Annotated in this window: 14 protein-coding genes; 11 read left to right on the top strand and 3 right to left on the bottom strand. The window is 64.9% G+C overall.

Annotated features, from left to right (window positions below):
• Positions 1 to 107: 107 nt before the first annotated feature.
• Complete coding sequence (locus WN72_RS00830) at positions 108 to 1,049, bottom strand: hypothetical protein (RefSeq protein WP_027561642.1); 942 nt, start codon at positions 1,047 to 1,049, stop codon at positions 108 to 110.
• A gap of 397 nt (positions 1,050 to 1,446) precedes the next feature.
• On the opposite strand from WN72_RS00830, the gene dnaK reads away from it, so the two are divergent.
• From dnaK to WN72_RS00790, 8 genes are all read left to right on the top strand, one after another.
• Entirely contained in the window at positions 1,447 to 3,348 is a 1,902-nt protein-coding gene (gene dnaK, locus WN72_RS00825; RefSeq protein ID WP_025033017.1) for a molecular chaperone DnaK, read from the top strand.
• 244 nt (positions 3,349 to 3,592) lie between these two features.
• Positions 3,593 to 4,723: a molecular chaperone DnaJ gene (gene dnaJ / locus WN72_RS00820; protein ID WP_027561641.1), complete on the top strand. Its 1,131-nt coding sequence runs from the start codon at positions 3,593 to 3,595 to the stop codon at positions 4,721 to 4,723.
• A gap of 88 nt (positions 4,724 to 4,811) precedes the next feature.
• Positions 4,812 to 5,411 (top strand): class I SAM-dependent methyltransferase, encoded by a 600-nt coding sequence (locus WN72_RS00815; protein ID WP_027561640.1) that lies wholly within the window; start codon positions 4,812 to 4,814, stop codon positions 5,409 to 5,411.
• A 57-nt stretch (positions 5,412 to 5,468) separates the two neighbouring features.
• Positions 5,469 to 6,047 carry an NADPH-dependent FMN reductase gene (locus WN72_RS00810; protein ID WP_027561639.1) on the top strand — a complete coding sequence of 193 codons (579 nt, stop codon included), beginning with the start codon at positions 5,469 to 5,471 and terminating at the stop codon, positions 6,045 to 6,047.
• A gap of 6 nt (positions 6,048 to 6,053) precedes the next feature.
• On the top strand, positions 6,054 to 6,764 hold the full coding sequence (gene pyrF, locus WN72_RS00805; RefSeq protein ID WP_027561638.1) for an orotidine-5'-phosphate decarboxylase: 711 nt from the start codon (positions 6,054 to 6,056) through the stop codon (positions 6,762 to 6,764).
• Between the two features lie 22 nt (positions 6,765 to 6,786).
• Positions 6,787 to 7,098, top strand: coding sequence for a DUF1330 domain-containing protein (locus WN72_RS00800; RefSeq protein WP_092211660.1), 312 nt, complete (start codon positions 6,787 to 6,789; stop codon positions 7,096 to 7,098).
• A gap of 182 nt (positions 7,099 to 7,280) precedes the next feature.
• Positions 7,281 to 8,099 (top strand): 4-hydroxy-tetrahydrodipicolinate reductase, encoded by an 819-nt coding sequence (gene dapB / locus WN72_RS00795; protein ID WP_027561636.1) that lies wholly within the window; start codon positions 7,281 to 7,283, stop codon positions 8,097 to 8,099.
• A 25-nt stretch (positions 8,100 to 8,124) separates the two neighbouring features.
• Entirely contained in the window at positions 8,125 to 8,748 is a 624-nt protein-coding gene (locus WN72_RS00790) for a 2,3-bisphosphoglycerate-dependent phosphoglycerate mutase (protein WP_027561635.1), read from the top strand.
• Positions 8,749 to 8,884: 136 nt separating this feature from the next.
• On the opposite strand, the gene WN72_RS00785 is transcribed toward WN72_RS00790, so the two are convergent.
• On the bottom strand, positions 8,885 to 9,781 hold the full coding sequence (locus tag WN72_RS00785) for a methylated-DNA--[protein]-cysteine S-methyltransferase (RefSeq protein ID WP_027561634.1): 897 nt from the start codon (positions 9,779 to 9,781) through the stop codon (positions 8,885 to 8,887).
• 54 nt (positions 9,782 to 9,835) lie between these two features.
• The gene (locus WN72_RS00780) at positions 9,836 to 10,369 is read right to left on the bottom strand and encodes a DUF2244 domain-containing protein (RefSeq protein ID WP_027561633.1); all 534 of its coding nucleotides are present in this window, start codon (positions 10,367 to 10,369) and stop codon (positions 9,836 to 9,838) included.
• 22 nt (positions 10,370 to 10,391) lie between these two features.
• Here WN72_RS00780 and nth point away from each other — a divergent pair, with 22 nt between their 5' ends.
• The 3 genes from nth (at position 10,392) to WN72_RS00765 (ending at position 14,068) form a co-directional block, all read left to right on the top strand.
• Complete coding sequence (nth, locus tag WN72_RS00775) at positions 10,392 to 11,180, top strand: endonuclease III (RefSeq protein ID WP_027561632.1); 789 nt, start codon at positions 10,392 to 10,394, stop codon at positions 11,178 to 11,180.
• A 136-nt stretch (positions 11,181 to 11,316) separates the two neighbouring features.
• A complete protein-coding gene (locus WN72_RS00770) occupies positions 11,317 to 12,453 on the top strand; it encodes an HlyD family secretion protein (protein WP_027561631.1) in 1,137 nt (378 codons plus the stop codon).
• Positions 12,440 to 14,068, top strand: coding sequence for an MFS transporter (locus WN72_RS00765; protein WP_092211662.1), 1,629 nt, complete (start codon positions 12,440 to 12,442; stop codon positions 14,066 to 14,068). Before WN72_RS00770 ends, WN72_RS00765 begins: the two co-directional genes overlap by 14 nt.
• The last annotated feature ends 6 nt before the right edge of the window (positions 14,069 to 14,074 follow it).

Below are 14,074 nucleotides of genomic sequence, written 5' to 3'. Positions count from 1 at the left end.
TGTTTGGCGAAGACGCTTGGTACTGCGACCGGCCACTACCGCCAGATCACGCGGTATGGGTCCCGGCGTTCGCCCGGACGACACCGAGTGTGTTGGACCGCTCGCAACTACCCCTTCGGCTGAATCCCGTCGCGCACCGCGCGGAAGCGGGTGAAGGCGGCCTGCCACTGGTCGCGCGGGGCGCTGGCGATGATGCGCAGCGAGGCGCCGCCGGTCGAGAAGCGGATCCACTGCACCACGGTCACCGGGACCTTGTCCTTGCCGCTGACGCCGTCGATCCGGGTCTCAAAGCCCTGCTGGCCGTTGATGCGGATCGGCTCCGACATGGTGACGCGCGACTCGCGCACGCCGGGGATCTGGAGCGCCGCCTCCTGGGCGAAGCGGGCGCGGTCGTCGGCGGCTTGCGGGGTGGCGCCGATCAGGCCGAGGATCATGAACGGCTTCTGCTCATAGCCGGTGCTCTCGTTGCCGTCGGCGAGGATGATGCTGGAGCCCGGCGCCAGCGTGCGGATGTCCTTGAAGTCGGCCAGATCAGTGATCTTGAACGGCATCAACGCGATTTGCTCTTCGGCCGAGACCTGCTTGCGGGTGGTGGCGCTGGCAAACATCTGCCGCACCGCCTCGTCGGTGTAGATCTTGGTCGCGTTCTCCGGAATCTGGACCGCGACATAGCCGGAGAAGCCGGCGCCCGGCACGATCATCGAATAGCGCTTCACCGGGGTGTCGCCCGCCTTGCCGCTTTCGGTGGTGAAATAGGCAAGACCCGCGGGGGTCTCGATCTTGTCCTGCTTGACGCCGCCAGTGCCAGCCGGATTGGAATTGAAGGCGCTGACGACCTCGCCATAGGCCGCCGGCGGCAGCTCGGTGATCAGCACCTTGACGCTGCCGTCCTCGCTCTCGAAGCCCGGAAAGGTTTTGGCCGTGTTCAGCCCGACCAACGGCACCATGCCGAGACGAAGTCCGGGCGGGTAAATGGCGTCGGCAGCAAGGGCCGGCAGCGCCGAGGCAACGAGGAGGGCGAGCGCAGCGAGGGGGCGAATCAGCTTCATGGGCACTCTGATTGGTTCACATTGAGGCCGTTCGATGGTCGGCGATCGGGCCCTTTGTCGCGCGAAGCAGCCCGGTGGCGAGGCTGTCCGGCCGGTCCGCCTTGTAGCGGGTTTGGCCTGCCGGTAACAGGGCGGGGCGGATCACGGTGGCGGGGGCTGGCGGACCGCCGGACCTGTTAATATTTCCTCACCCGCAAGGGCGGTTGAGCCCGGATATGTTCTTCCAAAACCCAATGTTTTCACGGCCGAAACTTGCGTTCGGTCCTTGCGGCCCCCTCCCCCCCTCCTATATGAGCCTCAATCATCGCAATATCGCGGATGTTTGATCTTAGGGGGTTTCGGTTCGGGTGCCTTCTGGGCCCAGCCAACCTGCCGCAAAAAGAAGGATATCAGGACCATGGGAAAGGTCATTGGGATCGACCTCGGCACCACGAACTCGTGCGTCGCCGTAATGGATGGCAAGAACGCCAAAGTCATCGAGAATTCCGAAGGCATGCGCACGACGCCTTCGATCGTCGCCGTCACGGACGACGGTGAGCGCCTCGTCGGCCAGCCTGCCAAGCGCCAGGCCGTTACCAATCCCGAGCGTACGTTCTTCGCAGTGAAGCGCCTGATCGGCCGCCGCTACGACGACCCGATGGTCGAGAAGGACAAGAAGCTCGTTCCGTACAAGATCGTGAAGGCTTCCAACGGCGACGCCTGGGTCGAGGCCGACGGCCAGACCTACTCGCCCTCACAGGTCTCGGCTTTCATCCTGCAGAAGATGAAGGAGACCGCGGAAGCCCATCTCGGCCAGAAGGTCGACCAGGCCGTCATCACCGTTCCTGCCTACTTCAACGACGCCCAGCGCCAGGCGACCAAGGACGCCGGCAAGATCGCGGGCCTTGAAGTGCTGCGCATCATCAACGAGCCGACCGCGGCCGCGCTCGCCTATGGCCTCGACAAGACCAAGGCCGGCACCATCGCCGTGTACGACCTCGGCGGCGGCACGTTTGATATCTCCATTCTCGAAATCGGCGACGGCGTGTTCGAGGTGAAGTCGACCAACGGCGACACCTTCCTCGGCGGCGAAGATTTCGACATGCGCCTCGTGGGTTATCTGGCCGACGAGTTCCAGAAGGAGCAGGGCATCAACCTGCGCAACGACAAGCTCGCGTTGCAGCGCCTGAAGGAAGCCGCTGAAAAGGCCAAGATCGAGCTGTCGTCGACGACGCAGACCGAGATCAACCTGCCCTTCATCACCGCGGACCAGACCGGCCCGAAGCATCTGACGATGAAGCTCACCCGCGCCAAGTTCGAGGCGCTGGTCGACGACCTCATCCAGAAGACCGTCGAGCCCTGCCGCAAGGCGCTGAAGGACGCCGGCGTCACCGCCGGTGAGATCGGCGAAGTCGTGCTGGTCGGCGGCATGTCGCGCATGCCGAAGGTCCAGGAAGTCGTGAAGCAGCTGTTCGGCAAGGAGCCGCACAAGGGCGTCAACCCGGACGAAGTCGTGGCGATCGGTGCCGCGATCCAGGCCGGCGTGCTCCAGGGCGACGTCAAGGACGTGCTGCTGCTCGACGTGACCCCGCTGTCGCTGGGCATCGAGACGCTGGGCGGCGTGTTCACCCGCATCATCGACCGCAACACCACGATCCCGACCAAGAAGAGCCAGGTGTTCTCGACCGCCGAGGACAATCAGAACGCGGTCACCATCCGCGTCTTCCAGGGCGAGCGTGAGATGGCGGCCGACAACAAGATGCTCGGCCAGTTCGATTTGATGGGCATTCCGCCGGCGCCGCGCGGCATGCCGCAGATCGAGGTGACCTTCGACATCGACGCCAACGGCATCGTCAACGTTTCGGCCAAGGACAAGGCCACGGGCAAGGAGCAGCAGATCCGCATCCAGGCCTCCGGTGGTCTGTCGGAAGCCGACATCGAGAAGATGGTCAAGGACGCCGAGGCCAATGCCGAGGCGGACAAGAAGCGCCGCGAGGCCGTCACTGCCAAGAACGAGGCGGATGGTCTCGTGCATTCGACCGAGAAGGCTCTGGCCGAACACGGTTCGAAGGTCGCCGAGAGCGAGCGCCGCGCCATCGAGGATGCTGTCAGCGACCTCAAGGAAGCGCTGAAGGGCGACGATGCCGAGGCGATCAAGGCCAAGACCCAGACGCTGGCCCAGGCTTCGATGAAGCTCGGCGAGGCCATGTACAAGCAGCAGGCCGAGGCCGACGCCAAGAAGGATGCGGCCAAGGACGACGTCGTCGACGCGGAGTTCACCGAGGTCGACGACGACAAGAACAACAAGAAGTCCGCCTGAACCCCGAGAGGGTGTGATGCGGACGGCTTGGACCCCACACGCTAAACTGGCCTCCCCCCTCAAGGGGGAGGCCGTCGTGTCGGGACGGGCGGGCGGGATGCCCGTTACGATCAATCAAATCCCAGCATCTATGCTCAACGCTGCCATGCAGCCCTCTGCCGCAAATCAGAAGGCTGCCTATATCGTCGCGTGGCGACGTTGTTTCGCTCCGACTTGACTCGCGATTGGATAGACCGAGCCTGCCATGTCCACCAAGCGCTGCTATTACGAAACCCTCGAAGTCGAACGCACCGCTGACGATTCCGTCTTGAAATCGTCCTTTCGCAAGCTTGCGATGAAATTCCACCCGGATCGCAATCCCGGTGACGACAGCAGCGAGGTCAAGTTCAAGGAAATCAACGAGGCCTACGAGGTCCTCAAGGACAAGGACAAGCGGGCCGCCTACGACCGCTTCGGCCATGCAGCTTTCGAGCAGGGCGGCGGCTTTGGCGGCGGCGCCGGTTTCGGCGCGGGCTTCGCCTCCTCCTTCTCCGACATCTTCGAAGACCTGTTCGGCATGGCCGGGCAGCGCGGCCGCGGCGGCCGCGAGCGCGGGGCGGACCTGCGCTACAACATGGAGATCACGCTCGAGGAAGCCTTCGGCGGCAAGACCGCGCAGATCGAGATTCCGGTCTCGGTGACCTGCGAGGCCTGCTCGGGCATCGGCGCCAAGGCCGGCACCAAGCCGAAGACCTGTTCGACCTGCGGCGGCGCCGGCCGTGTGCGGCAGTCACAGGGCTTCTTCACGCTGGAGCGGACCTGTCACGGTTGCCAGGGCCGCGGCCAGATGATCGAGGACGCCTGCCCGTCCTGCGCGGGCCAGGGCCGGGTCACTCGCGAGCGTACGCTCTCGGTCAACATTCCCCAGGGCGTCGAGGACGGCACCAGGATCAGGCTCGCCGGCGAAGGCGAAGCCGGCGTCCGCGGCGGTCCGCCCGGCGACCTCTACATCTTCCTGTCGCTGGCGCTGCACCAGCTGTTCCAGCGCGATGGCGCCGACCTGCACTGCCGGGTCCCGATCTCGATGGTGACGGCCGCCTTGGGCGGCGAATTCGAGGTGCCGACCATCGAGGGCGGGAAAACCAAGGTGAAGGTGCCGGCCGGAACCCAGTCGGGCCGCCGATTCCGCATCGCATCAAAGGGCATGCCGGTGCTGCGCTCGCGCCAGACCGGCGACATGTACGTTCAGGTCGCGGTCGAGACCCCGCAGAATCTCACCAAGAAGCAGCAGGAATTGCTGGCCGAATTCGAGAAACTGTCCTCCGGCAATACCCAGCCGGAGTCGGTCGGCTTCTTCGCCAAGGTCAAGGATCTCTTCAGTAATCGGGCGAACTGACTCGTCTTGACCGTGCCGCCTTCGGCCTATACCTGTTTATGACCATTTTCTGACACGCCGCGGTCACGCGGTCCCGTCCGGTCCAGACATGCCCTTGCCATCGTCCGCGCGTGCGTTGAAGAAGCCTCGTCTCGACGACGAGGTGCGTTTTCTCAGGTCGTGGATCGAAAAACCGCTGCATATGGGCGCGGTGATGCCGTCGGGCAAGCTCCTGGCCCGGACCATGGCGCATTACGTCGATATCGATTCGGACGCCCCGGTGGTCGAGCTCGGGCCCGGCACCGGCGCCATCACCTCGGCTCTGGTCGAGCGCGGCGTCGACCAGAAGCGTCTTGTCCTCGTCGAATACAATCCCGGCTTCTGCGCGCTGCTGCGCGACCGCTACCCGCAAGCCAAGGTGGTGCAGGGCGATGCCTACCGCCTGCGCGACACGCTCTGGAACGTGCTGAGCGCGCCGGCGAGCGCCGTCGTCTCGGGCCTGCCGCTGGTGACAAAACCGATGCTGACGCGGCTGCGGCTGATCCGCGATGCCTTCACGGCGCTGGCGCCCGGCGCGCCCTTCGTCCAATTCACCTATGCAGTGGTCCCGCCGATCCCGAAATCGCTGCCCGGCGTGTCCACAGAGGCCTCGGAACGGATCTGGATGAACCTTCCGCCGGCCCGCGTCTGGGTGTATCGCAAAGACTAATTCCGCCGGCATTTCCCTTTGCGCGGCGGGCTCGTTTCGCCGCACGCATTGGATCGGATGCCCGCACCCAAAATCCTGGTCATTCCCGGCTCGCTGCGCACCGGCTCGCACAATGCGAAGCTGGCGGCGGTAGCCGCTTATGAATTCGCCCAGGCCGGCGTCGACGTCACCCGCATCTCGCTCGCCGATTTCCCGCTGCCGATCTACGACGGCGATCTCCAGGCCAAGTCAGGCATTCCTAAGCACGCCATCAATCTCAAGCGCATGATCGGCGCGCATCATGGCGTCTTGCTCGTCACGCCCGAATACAACGCCTCGGTGCCGCCGCTGCTGAAGAACGCGATCGACTGGGTCAGCCGCGTGCAGGAGCTGCAAGAGGCGCGCGGCGACGTGTTCCGCAACCGTCCCTTCGCGCTTGCCGGCGCATCGCAGAGCCGGTTAGGTGCCGCGCGCGCGCTCCAGGCGCTCAGGCTGATCCTGACCTCCTGCCACGCCAACGTGATTGCCAGCCAACTCACGCTCGCCTTTGCCGACCAGGCCTATGACGATATGGACAGGCTGAAGAACGAGGGCGATATCGCCGCGTTGAAGCAGCTGGTCGCGCAGTTGATCGACATTTCCCAACGCATGATGTGAGGTGACATGACGCCAGCCGAGATCGTCCCGAAAGACCGCCTGATCGTCGCGCTCGATCTGCCCAGCGTCGATGCCGCGGAGGCGATGATCGCTCGGCTCGGCGACAGCGTCAGCTTCTACAAGATCGGCTACCGCCTCGCTTATGCCGGCGGCCTGCCGCTCGTCGCCAAGCTTGCCGACAAGGGCAAGAAGGTCTTTCTCGATCTCAAGCTGCACGACATCGGCAACACCGTGACGCAGGGCGTCGAGAGCATCACGAAGCTGGGTGCGACCTTTCTCACCGTGCACGCCTACCCGCAGACCATGAAGGGCGCTGTCGAAGGCCGCGGCTCTTCGAAGCTGAAGATCCTCGCCGTCACGGTGCTGACCTCCTACAATGAGGACGATCTGCACGCGGCCGGCTACCGGCTCGGTGTCTCCGAGCTGGTCGAGGCGCGCGCGCAGCAGGCGCAGGTGCTCGGCGTCGACGGCCTCGTGTCCTCGCCCGAGGAAGTCGGCAGCCTTCGCAAGATCGTCGGTCACCAGATGCATCTCGTCACGCCCGGCATCCGCCCGGCGGGCTCGGCAACAGGTGACCAGAAGCGCATCATGACGCCCGGTCGCGCGATTGTCGCGGGCGCGGATTATCTCGTCGTCGGGCGGCCGGTGGTGGAAGCCGCCGATCCCAAGGCGGTTGCTGAAGCTATCCAGACCGAGATCGCGCAAGCGCTTGGCTAACGAACAAGCAAGGAGAAGAACAATGGCAAAGGGCTACTGGATCGGACGCGTCGACGTGAGCAATGACGAGGGCTACAAGCCCTATGCCGTCGCCAACGGTCCGATCTTCAAGAAATGGGGCGGCCGCTTCGCCGTCCGCGCCGGCAAGTTCACCACCGTCGAAGGCGCCAGCCGCACCCGCAACGTCGTGATCGAATTCCCCGACTACGAGACCGCGATCGCCTGCTACAACTCGCCGGAATACCAGGCCAACATCAAGGTGCGCCGGCCGCACTCGATCGCCGACCTCATCATCATCGAGGGCTATGACGGCCCGCAGCCGCAGGACGGCTGAGGCATGCTGCCATTCCGGGGCGCCCGAAGGGCGAACTCCGGTGCGCAATTGCGCACCTGAGAATCTCGAGATTCCGGGTTCGATGCTGCGCATCGCCCCGGAATGACGGACTGTGATCCCGATCCGCCTCGGTTGCCGGAACTGCATCCCCCCGCTACAACGGCCCGAGAGAGGATCACACCATGTCCGACATGCGCTTGATTGTTGCTGGAGCTGGCGGCCGGATGGGCCGGACGCTGACGCGGGTGATTGCCGAGAGCAAAGGCGCGGTGCTGGCGGGCGCCCTGGAGGCGCCGGGCTCGGAGCTGCTCGGCAAGGATGCCGGCGTGCTCGCAGGGCTCCCCGCCAACGGCATCAAGCTTTCCGCCGATCTCTGGGCGATGTCGAAGGAGGCCGACGGCATCCTCGATTTCACCGTGCCGGCGGCCACCATTGCCAATGTCGCGATCGCCGCCGAGCGCGGCCTCGTCCATGTCATCGGCACCACCGGGCTGTCGGGTTCCGACAACGCGGTGATCAAAAGCGTCACCAACCGCGCCGTCGTGGTGCAATCCGGCAATATGAGCCTCGGCGTCAATCTGCTCGCAGCGGTGGTCAAGCGCGTCGCCAAGGCGCTCGATGAGAGCTTTGACATCGAGATCGTCGAATCCCATCACCGCATGAAAGTCGATGCGCCCTCCGGGACTGCGCTGATGCTGGGCGAGGCGGCAGCGGCCGGTCGCGGCATCCCGCTCGACGCGGCGCATTCGGAACGTGGTCGCGACGGCATCACCGGCGCGCGCAAGCCGGGTGCGATCGGCTTCGCCTCCTTGCGCGGCGGCACCGTCGCCGGCGAGCACAGCGTGACCTTCCTCGGCCCGTTCGAGCGGCTCACGCTGTCGCATCTGGCCGAAGACCGCATGTTGTTCGCGCACGGCGCCCTCAAAGCGGCGCTGTGGGCGCATGGCAAGAAGCCGGGGCACTACTCCATGGCCGACGTGCTCGGTCTCGCCGACATCTGAACAAAGCAAGCAACGGAAACAGTCAATGAGCGAACGTCTTCTCGTGCTGGTACGGCATGGCCAGAGCGAATGGAATCTGAAAAACCTGTTCACCGGCTGGAAGGACCCTGACCTCACCGAGCTCGGCGTGAAGGAAGCCACCGAAGCCGGCCGCAAGCTGAAGGCGCAGGGTCTCGTGTTCGACGTCGCCTTCACCTCGGTGCTGACGCGCGCGCAGCATACGCTCGACCTCATCCTCGGCGAGCTCGGGCAAGAAGGTCTGCCGACCTCGAAGGACCTCGCGCTGAACGAGCGCGACTATGGCGATCTCTCCGGCCTCAACAAGGACGACGCGCGCAAGAAGTGGGGCGAAGATCAGGTGCTGATCTGGCGCCGCTCCTACGACGTGCCGCCGCCCGGCGGCGAAAGCCTGAAGGATACGCTCGCGCGCGCATTGCCTTATTATGTGCAGGAAATTCTGCCCGGCGTGCTCAACGGCAAGCGCACGCTGGTCGCCGCCCACGGCAACTCGCTGCGCGCGCTGATCATGGTGCTGGAAAAGCTCTCGCCCGAAGGCATTTTGAAGCGCGAGCTCGCGACAGGCGTGCCGATCATCTACCGGCTCAATGCCGATTCGACCGTGGCCTCGAAGCTGGATCTGGCAGGCTAGGCTTTTGCCGCAAGCCCGCTGCCGCAGGGTGGGCAAAGCGCAGCGTGCCCACGCAGCGTCAGCGATCTGAGAAAGATGGTGAGCACGGCGCGTTGCGCCTTTGCCCACCCTACGGCATCTTCGCCGGAACGACGATCTACTGCACTCCGAGCCGCCCGGCTTCCCAGCCCAGCATCGCCTGCTTGCGGGTGACGCCCCAGTGGTAGCCGGTGAGCTTGCCGCTCTTGCCGAGGGCGCGGTGGCAGGGCACGACGAAGGACACCGGGTTCTTGCCGACGGCCGCACCAACGGCACGCGAGGCCTTCGGGCTGTTGATGTTGCAGGCGATGTCCGAATACGACACCGCGCGCCCCATCGGGATCTTGAGCAGCGTCTCCCACACCCGCACCTCGAAATCGGTGCCGATCAGGACCACGCGCAGCGGCTGGTCCGGCCCCCACATCTTGGGGTCGAAGATGCGCTGGGCGAGCGGCGCGGTGCCTTCGTGATCTTCCACATAGCTCGCGTTCGGCCAGCGCCGCGTCATGTCCGCGAGTGCGATCTTCTCTTCGCCGTGATCCGCAAAGGCGAGGCCCGACAGGCCGCGATCGGTCGCGATCACGATCGCGGTGCCGAACGGCGAGGGATGGAAGCCGTAGCGCAGGGTGAGGCCCGCGCCGCCGTTCTTCCATTCACCCGGCGACATCGCTTCGTGGGTGACGAAGAGATCGTGCAGCCGGCCCGGTCCCGATAGCCCCGAGTCGAGCGCGGCGTCGAGGATGCTTGCGGAGTCCCGCAGCAGGCCCTTCGCATGGTCCAGGGTGAGCGCCTGCATGAAAGCCTTCGGGGTGATCGAGGCCCAGCGGCGGAACAGATGGTGCAGTTCATCCGGCGTGACGCCGGCGGCATCCGCCATCGCCTCGATGGTCGGCTGCGCGCGCCAGTTCTCCGAGATGAACGCGATCGCCCGGCGCACGGAATCATAGTCGCGCAGCGCGGCGTTCTGGGGGCCCGGCTTGGCCAGGCGCTGGTCATGTATGGCGAGTGTCATCATGACCGGAAATGTAGGAGGACGGAGGCCATGAAACCACCCGATTTCTGACTGCGTTCAGGTCACCGGATTGTAGGTCGGGCCGCGCTTGGCGGCGTTCAGCGCTTCGACCAAGCCTTTGTAGAAACTAGCTTTTTCATCCGGCCCCAGGAACCTTGCGATCTGGATCTGATGGCCGCGCGAGATCAGATAGAGATGCTCGATGCCAAAATCCTCGTCGACCTCCATGTCGAGGCGGACCCAGAGCGGATTGAAGGTCCATTCGGCGATCGCGCCCCGATGACTGACGCGCCGCACCCGCAGCTCCGACGGCGTGACCACGATCTCCTCGCTCGCCCGTGCGGTGCGGAAATTGACCTTGAAGGCCCACCAGACCACGAGCACGTCGAGGCCAAAGAAGCCCAGCACCGGCCAGGCGCCCTTCATCAGGAAGGCAAGGCCGGTCGCAAAACTGACGACGCTCAGGAACAGCATGACGGCGAGGAAGCCGGTGCGGTTCAGCGAGCGGTGCGGCGTCAGCAGCGCGGAGAAGATCTGCACCTCGCGCGGATCTTCAGAGCTCTTGCGCTCAATTTCGTTGCCTGTGCTCATCGTCCCTCAGTATATCCCGATCATGGCGAAAATCACCCGCAAGCCGGCCCCGCGCAAAGCCGCGGTGCCGAAGAAGAAGGCAAAGCCGGCCGTCGCGAAGCCCAAGGCCTCTTCTAAGAAAGGGGCCTCCGCCAAGACATCGGCGCCCGCCAAGAAATCGCTCAAAGCCACAAGGCCGTGGACGCCGGCCGAGATCCACGAGGTCTTCAGCCGTTTCCGCAAGGCCAATCCCGAGCCCAAGGGCGAGCTCGAGCACGTCAATCCGTTCACGTTGCTGGTCGCCGTGGTGCTGTCGGCGCAGGCGACCGATGCCGGGGTCAACAAGGCGACGCGGGCCTTGTTCGAGATCGCCGACACGCCGCAAAAGATGCTCGATCTCGGCGAAGAGCGCCTGCGCGAGTATATCAAGACCATCGGCCTCTATCGTACCAAGGCGAAGAACGTCATCGCGCTGTCGGCGAAGGTGCTCAGTGATTTCGGCGGCGAGGTGCCGCGCACGCGCGCCGAGATCGAATCGCTGCCCGGCGCCGGGCGCAAGACCGCCAATGTCGTGCTCAACATGGCGTTCGGCGAGCACACCATGGCGGTGGACACGCATGTCTTCCGCGTCGGCAACCGTACCGGGATAGCACCCGGCAAGACGCCGCTCGACGTCGAGCTGGGTCTCGAAAAGGTGATCCCGGCCGAGTTCATGCTGCATGCCCATCATTGGCTGATCCTGCACGGCCGTTATACTTGCCTCGCGCGCAAGCCGCGCTGCGAGGTGTGCCTGATCAACGATCTCTGCCGGTGGCCGGAGAAGACGGTGTAAGCTGGAGGCTCCCGTCATTCCGGGACGATGCGCAGCATCGAACCCGGAATCTCGAGATTCCGGGTCTGGTCCTTCGGACCATCCCGGAATGACGATCGTGAGATTCGCGTGCGGGCAAATGGTTTAGGGTCATGTCGTGAGTCAACAGGAACAGATCGCACCGTCGGCACCTCCCGCCACCCCGACCGCGCCGCCCAAGCCCACGCAGGCTCCAGCCGTCTCGCTCTGGAGCCGGCTCGTGATCCCGCTGTTTGCCGTGATCGTTGCGCTCGCCTTCGTCGCGCTGGCGACGCAGCGCTTCGACGAATGGGTCGGCGATGCCGTGGTCCAGACCACCAATGACGCCTATGTGCGCTCCGATCTGACGCGACTTTCGAGCCGCGTCTCCGGCGAGGTGCTGACCGTTGCGGTGACCGACTTCCAGCGCGTCAAGGCCGGCGACCTCCTGATCCAGATCGATCCCGCCGATTACGAGGCCCAGGTCGCGCAATCCGAGGCCGCGGTCGCCGCTGCGCAGGCCGTGCTCGACAATCTCGCCAACCAGATCGAGCTGCAATATGCGACGATCGCGCAGGCCGAGGCCGCGCGGCTGTCGGCAGAGGCGATCGAGGTCGAGGCAAAGCAGGAGCAGGTGCGCCAGCAATCGCTGTCGCAGACCGAAGCCGGTACGCGGCAACGGCTCGAGCAGGCGGTTGCGGGTCTTGCCAAGGCGCAGGCCGACGTCCGCGCGAGTCGCGCCGTGATCGCGGCCCAGCAGCATCAGCTCGAAGTCTTGCAGGGCACCAAGAAGCAGCGCGCGGCCGATCTCAACGCCACCAAGGCAACGCTGGCCAGCGCGAAGCTGAAGCTTGGATACACCAAGATCACTGCGCCGTTCGACGGCGTCGTCGGCGAGCGCCAGGTGCAGCCCGGCGACTACGTCAACATCGGAACCAACCTCATCAACGTGGTGCCGCTGCCGAAAGTCTACGTGATCGCGAACTACAAGGAGACCCAGCTGACGCATGTTGCGCCGGGCCAGCCGGTCGAGATCACCGTCGACAGCTTTCCGCGCGAGAAATTGCGCGGCAAGGTCGAGCGCATCGCGCCGGCAACGGGCGCGCAGGTCGCGCTGCTGCCGCCGGACAACGCCACGGGCAATTTCACCAAGGTGGTGCAGCGCATTCCCGTCCGCATCCAGTTCGACGACAACCAGCCGCTGCTGGCGCGGCTGGTGCCGGGCATGTCGGTCGTCACAAGCATCGACACGAAGAGCGGCAATGGCAGAAAATGACGATGCCCGCCGCGGACCGATCTCGCTCGGCGGCATCGCGCCCCAGCCGCTGTTTGCCGTGGCGGCGGTGCTGCTCGGCTCGTTCCTCACCAATGTCGACAGCCGCCTGACCACGGTCGGCTTGCCGGATCTGCGCGGCGCGTTCTCGCTCTCATTCGACGAGGGCGCCTGGCTCTCCACCGCCGGCATCGGATCGCAGATCCTGATCGCGCCCGCGGTGCCGTGGCTTGCGACCGTGTTCGGGCTGCGCCGCGTGCTCGGCATCCCGAGCCTGATCTATGCCGTGATCTCGCTGGTCGTTCCCTTCGTGCACGATTTTCAGACGCTGATGGCGCTCAGCGTCGTCCATGGCCTGCTGCTCGGCACTTTCGTGCCGGCGACGCTGATGATCATTTTTCGAAACTTGCCGATGCGCTGGTGGTTGCCGGCGATCGCGCTCTATTCGATCCGCGTCGGCTTTGCGTTTGACACGTCGAGCTCGCTGGTCGGCTTCTATGTCGACCATCTCGGCTGGGAATGGGTTTACTGGCAGAGCGTGATCATCGCGCCGCTGATGGGCCTGATGGTCTATCTGGGCACGCCGAGCGAGCCAGTGAACCGCGCGCTGCTGCGCGAGGCCGATTGGGGCGGCATGCTTTTGCTCGGCACATCGGTTTCGATGATCTATGCCGGCCTCGACCAGGGCAATCGTCTCGATTGGCTCGGCAACGGGACGGTGATGGCGCTGCTCGTTGGCGGAGCCGTGTTGTTTGCGGGCTTCCTGATCAACGAATCGCTGGTGCGCCAGCCCTGGGCCCATGTCGATGTGCTGTTCTCGCGCAACATCGGACTGGGTCTGGTCTTGATCCTGCTTTACACGCTGACCAGCCTCTCCAATTCGTCGCTGGTGCCGAATTTCCTCGGCAATGTCGCTCTGCTAAGGCCGGAGCAGAGCGGCCGGCTGTTGCTCACCTATGGTGCGCTACCGATGTTCGTGCTGGTGCCGATCTCGATCTGGCTGCTGCGGCATTTCGATACGCGCACGGTGGTGGTGGTCGGATTTGCCTGTTTTGCTGCCGCCAATCTCTGGGGGACCCAGCTGACCCACGACTGGGCGCGAGAGGATTTCATCGGCATCGTGCTGCTGCAGTCGATCGGGCAGTCGCTGAGCTTGTTGCCGCTCATCATCACGCTACTGTCCAACGCCGATCCGAGCCGCGCCACGTCCTTTGCGGCCTATATCCAGATCATGCGGCTCGGCGGCGCCGAGATCGGCGTGGCGCTGATGGGAACCTGGCTACGTGTCCGCGAGCAGGTGCATTCCTTCTATATCGGACAGCACGTGCTGAACGGCGACATCGACGTGACGCAGGCACTGAAGCAGCTGACCGATTATTTCGCGGCCCACGGAACGGGTTCGGCGCAGGCACGCGCGATCGGCACGCTCGCAGGCTTCGTGCAGCGCGAGGCCAATGTGCTGGCCTATATCGACGGCTTCTGGCTGTGCTTCTGGCTGGCGATCGCCGGGCTCGGCGTCATCGCGCTGGTCACTCGCGCCCGGCCGGGCCCGTTCACCCCCGAACCGTTCGGCTTTGCCAAGACGGTGCTGCACAAGTGCGGGGTGAAGGTGACCTGATCGAGG

Source organism: Bradyrhizobium arachidis (assembly GCF_015291705.1).
GTDB classification, from domain to species: domain Bacteria; phylum Pseudomonadota; class Alphaproteobacteria; order Rhizobiales; family Xanthobacteraceae; genus Bradyrhizobium; species Bradyrhizobium arachidis.
Note: the sequence above shows the minus strand (reverse complement) of the source record. Positions and strands in the feature narration are given on the sequence as shown.

Coding starts and splice junctions, on each gene's coding strand:
- WN72_RS00765 (WP_092211662.1), top strand. CDS start 12,440: ATGGCAGAAAATGACGATGCCCGCCGCGGACCGATCTCGCTCGGCGGC.
- WN72_RS00800 (WP_092211660.1), top strand. CDS start 6,787: ATGGCAAAGGGCTACTGGATCGGACGCGTCGACGTGAGCAATGACGAG.
- dnaJ (WP_027561641.1), top strand. CDS start 3,593: ATGTCCACCAAGCGCTGCTATTACGAAACCCTCGAAGTCGAACGCACC.
- dnaK (WP_025033017.1), top strand. CDS start 1,447: ATGGGAAAGGTCATTGGGATCGACCTCGGCACCACGAACTCGTGCGTC.
- WN72_RS00790 (WP_027561635.1), top strand. CDS start 8,125: ATGAGCGAACGTCTTCTCGTGCTGGTACGGCATGGCCAGAGCGAATGG.
- pyrF (WP_027561638.1), top strand. CDS start 6,054: ATGACGCCAGCCGAGATCGTCCCGAAAGACCGCCTGATCGTCGCGCTC.
- nth (WP_027561632.1), top strand. CDS start 10,392: ATGGCGAAAATCACCCGCAAGCCGGCCCCGCGCAAAGCCGCGGTGCCG.
- WN72_RS00780 (WP_027561633.1), bottom strand. CDS start 10,369: ATGAGCACAGGCAACGAAATTGAGCGCAAGAGCTCTGAAGATCCGCGC.
- WN72_RS00830 (WP_027561642.1), bottom strand. CDS start 1,049: ATGAAGCTGATTCGCCCCCTCGCTGCGCTCGCCCTCCTCGTTGCCTCG.
- WN72_RS00815 (WP_027561640.1), top strand. CDS start 4,812: ATGCCCTTGCCATCGTCCGCGCGTGCGTTGAAGAAGCCTCGTCTCGAC.
- WN72_RS00810 (WP_027561639.1), top strand. CDS start 5,469: ATGCCCGCACCCAAAATCCTGGTCATTCCCGGCTCGCTGCGCACCGGC.
- WN72_RS00785 (WP_027561634.1), bottom strand. CDS start 9,781: ATGATGACACTCGCCATACATGACCAGCGCCTGGCCAAGCCGGGCCCC.
- dapB (WP_027561636.1), top strand. CDS start 7,281: ATGTCCGACATGCGCTTGATTGTTGCTGGAGCTGGCGGCCGGATGGGC.